Source organism: uncultured Romboutsia sp. (genome assembly GCF_958366745.1).
Taxonomy (GTDB): Bacteria; Bacillota; Clostridia; order Peptostreptococcales; family Peptostreptococcaceae; genus Romboutsia; species Romboutsia timonensis.
In genome coordinates, this window is the sequence record NZ_CATXCO010000245.1 from 1 (window position 1) to 3,368 (window position 3,368).

Genomic DNA, 3,368 nt, shown 5'->3' on the forward strand with positions numbered 1-3,368 from the left:
GTATATTTTTATTAATCTCTAATTTATTTTCTAGGAAATATCTTATATTAGTATCCATAGCTGCCATACAAGAAGATATCTTTGCACAATCTAGTATACTTCCTCCACCTAATGCTATAACAAAGTCTACATTACTATCTTTTATAGCTTTAGTTGTTAATTCTACATCTTCTATTGTAGGATTTGCGCTTATTCCAAAATGTATATTTTCTATATATTCATTCAATAGTTGTATAATTTCATAACCATATTCACTTTTTATAAATCTCTCACTAGATATTAGTATTCCTTTTTTAAAATTATTATCTTTTATTACTTTATTTATATTTTTAACTGCCCCACATTTAAATATTATTTCAACAGGAAGCCCAAATTTATAGTTCATATAACTACCTCTTTATATTAGATTTATTAATCTATTATTTTATCATACATATTAGGTTTAAACTATATTTATAGGTAAATTCCTTTTGTAAAGTCTGGTTATATTAAAATTATTGATATCCTTTCTATTTAGAAAGTATTAACAAAAATTTCATATCATAGTTTCCTTAGACATAAAAAAAGTGCCTATTTATTAGGCACTTTCATATATTAACTAAAATCCTACTGGTATTCCAAGTGATACCCATACTATAAGCATTAAACTCCAAGCTATTAAGAATGTCATTGAGTAAGGTAACATCATAGATGTTATTGTTCCTATTCCAGCCTTCTTATCATAAACTTGAGTAAACACTATAATCATTGCAAAATAACTCATAAGTGGTGATATTAAGTTAGTTGAACTATCTGCTATTCTATATGCAGTTTGAACTATTGCAGGGTCTATATTTAACTTTAAGAACATTGGTATAAACACTGGTGCCATTATTGCCCATTTAGCTGAAGCTGATCCCATAAATAAGTTTATAACTGCTGTTATTAATATAAATCCTATAAGAAGTGGTATTGTTCCTATATTTGCAGATTCTAATATTGACGCACCAGTAACAGCTATTATAGTTCCTAAGTTAGTATAGTTAAAGTAACTTATAAATTGAGATGCAACGAATGCTAAGCATAAGTATCCACCCATTGAACTCATTGCTTTACTCATATGAGATGCTACTTCTTTTTCATTTTTAACTGTTCCAGCTATTTTACCATAAACTACTGATGGAACAAAGAATAAAAGTGCAACTATTGGTATAAGTCCATTCATAAATGGAGAATGGTCTACTATTGAATTTAGGAAACTATCTGCTTCTAAGTTTCTTAAGAATGAGTTTGGCATTAATATTAATGCTACTAATCCAACTACCATTGCTACGAAAGTTAAGTTTGCAGCTGTCATAGCTTTCTTTTCTTTATCACTTAAATTTTGTAAATCAGAACCTCCAGTTATTGTTTCCCCTTCATATTTACCTAATCTTGGCTCTATAACTTTAGTAGTTAATAAAGTACCAAGTATAGTTATTAAGAATGTTGATGCACACATGAAGAAGTAGTTTGCAGTTGGAGTTATATTTACTGTTGGGTCTATTATATGTGCAGCTTCATTAGTTAAACCTGCTAACATTGGGTCTATAGTACCTATAAGTAAGTTTGCACTAAATCCTCCAGATACCCCAGCAAATGCTGCTGCTATACCTGCAAGTGGATGTTTTCCATAAGCCATAAATATTAATGCTCCAAGTGGTATAAGTATTACATACCCTGCATCAGATGCCATATTTGACATTATACCTAAAAATACTACTGTTGGAACTATTAACTTAGCTGGAGTTATACTAACTACCTTCTTAAGTAATGTTCCTATGTATCCAGAACTTTCTGCTATTCCTATACCTAACATACCAACTAAAACAACTCCAAGTGGAGCAAATCCAGTAAAGTTAGATACTGCATTTTCTATCATATACTTAAATCCATCACCATTAAGAAGTGATACAGCTTTTATTGTTTGAACTTCCATTTCATTAGTAGCTCTATTTATTATTTCTGTTGTTACTTCGATTCCCATTGCAGCAGTTATTGCAGATATTATCGCAACTGCAACACATAACATTGCAAATAATGTTACGGGATGTGGAAGCTTATTCCCTCCTATTTCCACAAAGTCTAGAAACTTTTGTAGAGCTGTTTTTTTCTCAGTCTTTTGTGCTACTGAACTGTTCATTTTTATTCCCCCTTTTATATATAACATAGTTTATAACGTAAAAAATTATTTCTATGTGTTAATAATATATTATATACATCCAAATTGTCAAACAATTTAAAATATAATTAATAATCGAATATTTGAAATGTGATTTGTATTTTTATGTCACATTTATGTTTTTCTATATATATTACTTGTTTTTTATAGTTTCTTTTATTTATTTAAAGTTTTTCTATATTTTACATATTTTTAATAATCTCGGAGAAAATATTAAATGTACTATTAATCTACACAGGAGGTGAAATGTTAAGATAACCATTTAGGTAAATCTTAGCATGATAACTATGGGTATACTTTATAATATTGCTTTGACATTAGTATTAATAGGTGCAGTCAACTGGGGTCTTGTCAGCTTATTTAAATTTGACTTAGTTGCTGCTATTTTAGCAGGTAGTGGAAATTTCGGAAATATCAGTACAATAAGCCGTATAATATATGGATTAGTTGGCTTATCTGCACTATACGTTATAATTCAATATCTATTCTATATGTTTTAATATAATAATAATAAAAGGATATCCATTGGATATCCTTTTATTATTAAACTTCTTTTATATAAAGAACTAAACTAGCGTAATCACCTTCTAGTTTAACAGTTAAACCATGATTCATTAAGTATCTACCTGATTTAACTATATCTTGACCAAATAAATTAAATTTATAATCTTTATTTTCATCAAGTCCTCTTAGCTTTATAGTTGTAAATCTATGACCTACTTTAGATTGTGGCAAGAATACAAATAATAAAGCCTCATCTTTATTTACATATTCAAATACATGGTACTCATTATCTACTAAGTTTCCTTGTAGTCTATAGAATTTCCCATCTTGAACTATATGTCTTATCTCTTTATATCTAGCTATTTTTTCTTTACATATATTCAATTCTTCTTCGCTTAATTTAAGTAAGTTACATCCTACTCCAAGTGTTCCCATCATAGAACTATCAAATCTAAATTCCATAGGTATAACTCTCTTTGATAAGAAATTAGGACAATCAGTAACCCAAGCTCTCATAGCCTTTATAGGGTATATATGAGAGTATGAATTTTGTATAAATAATCTATCATATGCATCTGTATTATCACTAGTCCAGAAATCATCAAAGTGTGTAAGCATTCCTAAATCTATTCTTCCTCCACCTGATGCACAAGCTTCAAATAAT

At 28.7% G+C, this 3,368-nt stretch carries 4 protein-coding genes; 1 reads left to right on the forward strand and 3 read right to left on the reverse strand.

The features are described from left to right. Positions 1-385 (reverse strand): iron-containing alcohol dehydrogenase (locus Q5F54_RS12120; RefSeq protein WP_302334503.1); only part of this gene is annotated, 385 nt, incomplete at its 3' end. A gap of 213 nt (positions 386-598) precedes the next feature. Further along, a complete protein-coding gene (locus Q5F54_RS12125) occupies positions 599-2,161 on the reverse strand; it encodes an AbgT family transporter (RefSeq protein ID WP_071119982.1) in 1,563 nt (520 codons plus the stop codon). A 326-nt stretch (positions 2,162-2,487) separates the two neighbouring features. Between Q5F54_RS12125 and Q5F54_RS12130 the strand changes: the two genes are divergently transcribed. Continuing rightward, the gene (locus tag Q5F54_RS12130) at positions 2,488-2,700 is read left to right on the forward strand and encodes a DUF378 domain-containing protein (RefSeq protein ID WP_071121375.1); all 213 of its coding nucleotides are present in this window, start codon (positions 2,488-2,490) and stop codon (positions 2,698-2,700) included. Between the two features lie 43 nt (positions 2,701-2,743). Here the strand turns inward: Q5F54_RS12130 and Q5F54_RS12135 are convergent. Beyond that, positions 2,744-3,368: alpha-galactosidase (locus Q5F54_RS12135; protein ID WP_302334504.1), on the reverse strand; the 625-nt coding region annotated here is incomplete at its 5' end.

What these genes read in the sequence shown, in the direction of transcription:
- Q5F54_RS12125 (WP_071119982.1), bottom strand. Translation starts at nt 2,161, where the DNA reads ATGAACAGTTCAGTAGCACAAAAGACTGAGAAAAAAACAGCTCTACAA.
- Q5F54_RS12130 (WP_071121375.1), top strand. Translation starts at nt 2,488, where the DNA reads ATGGGTATACTTTATAATATTGCTTTGACATTAGTATTAATAGGTGCA.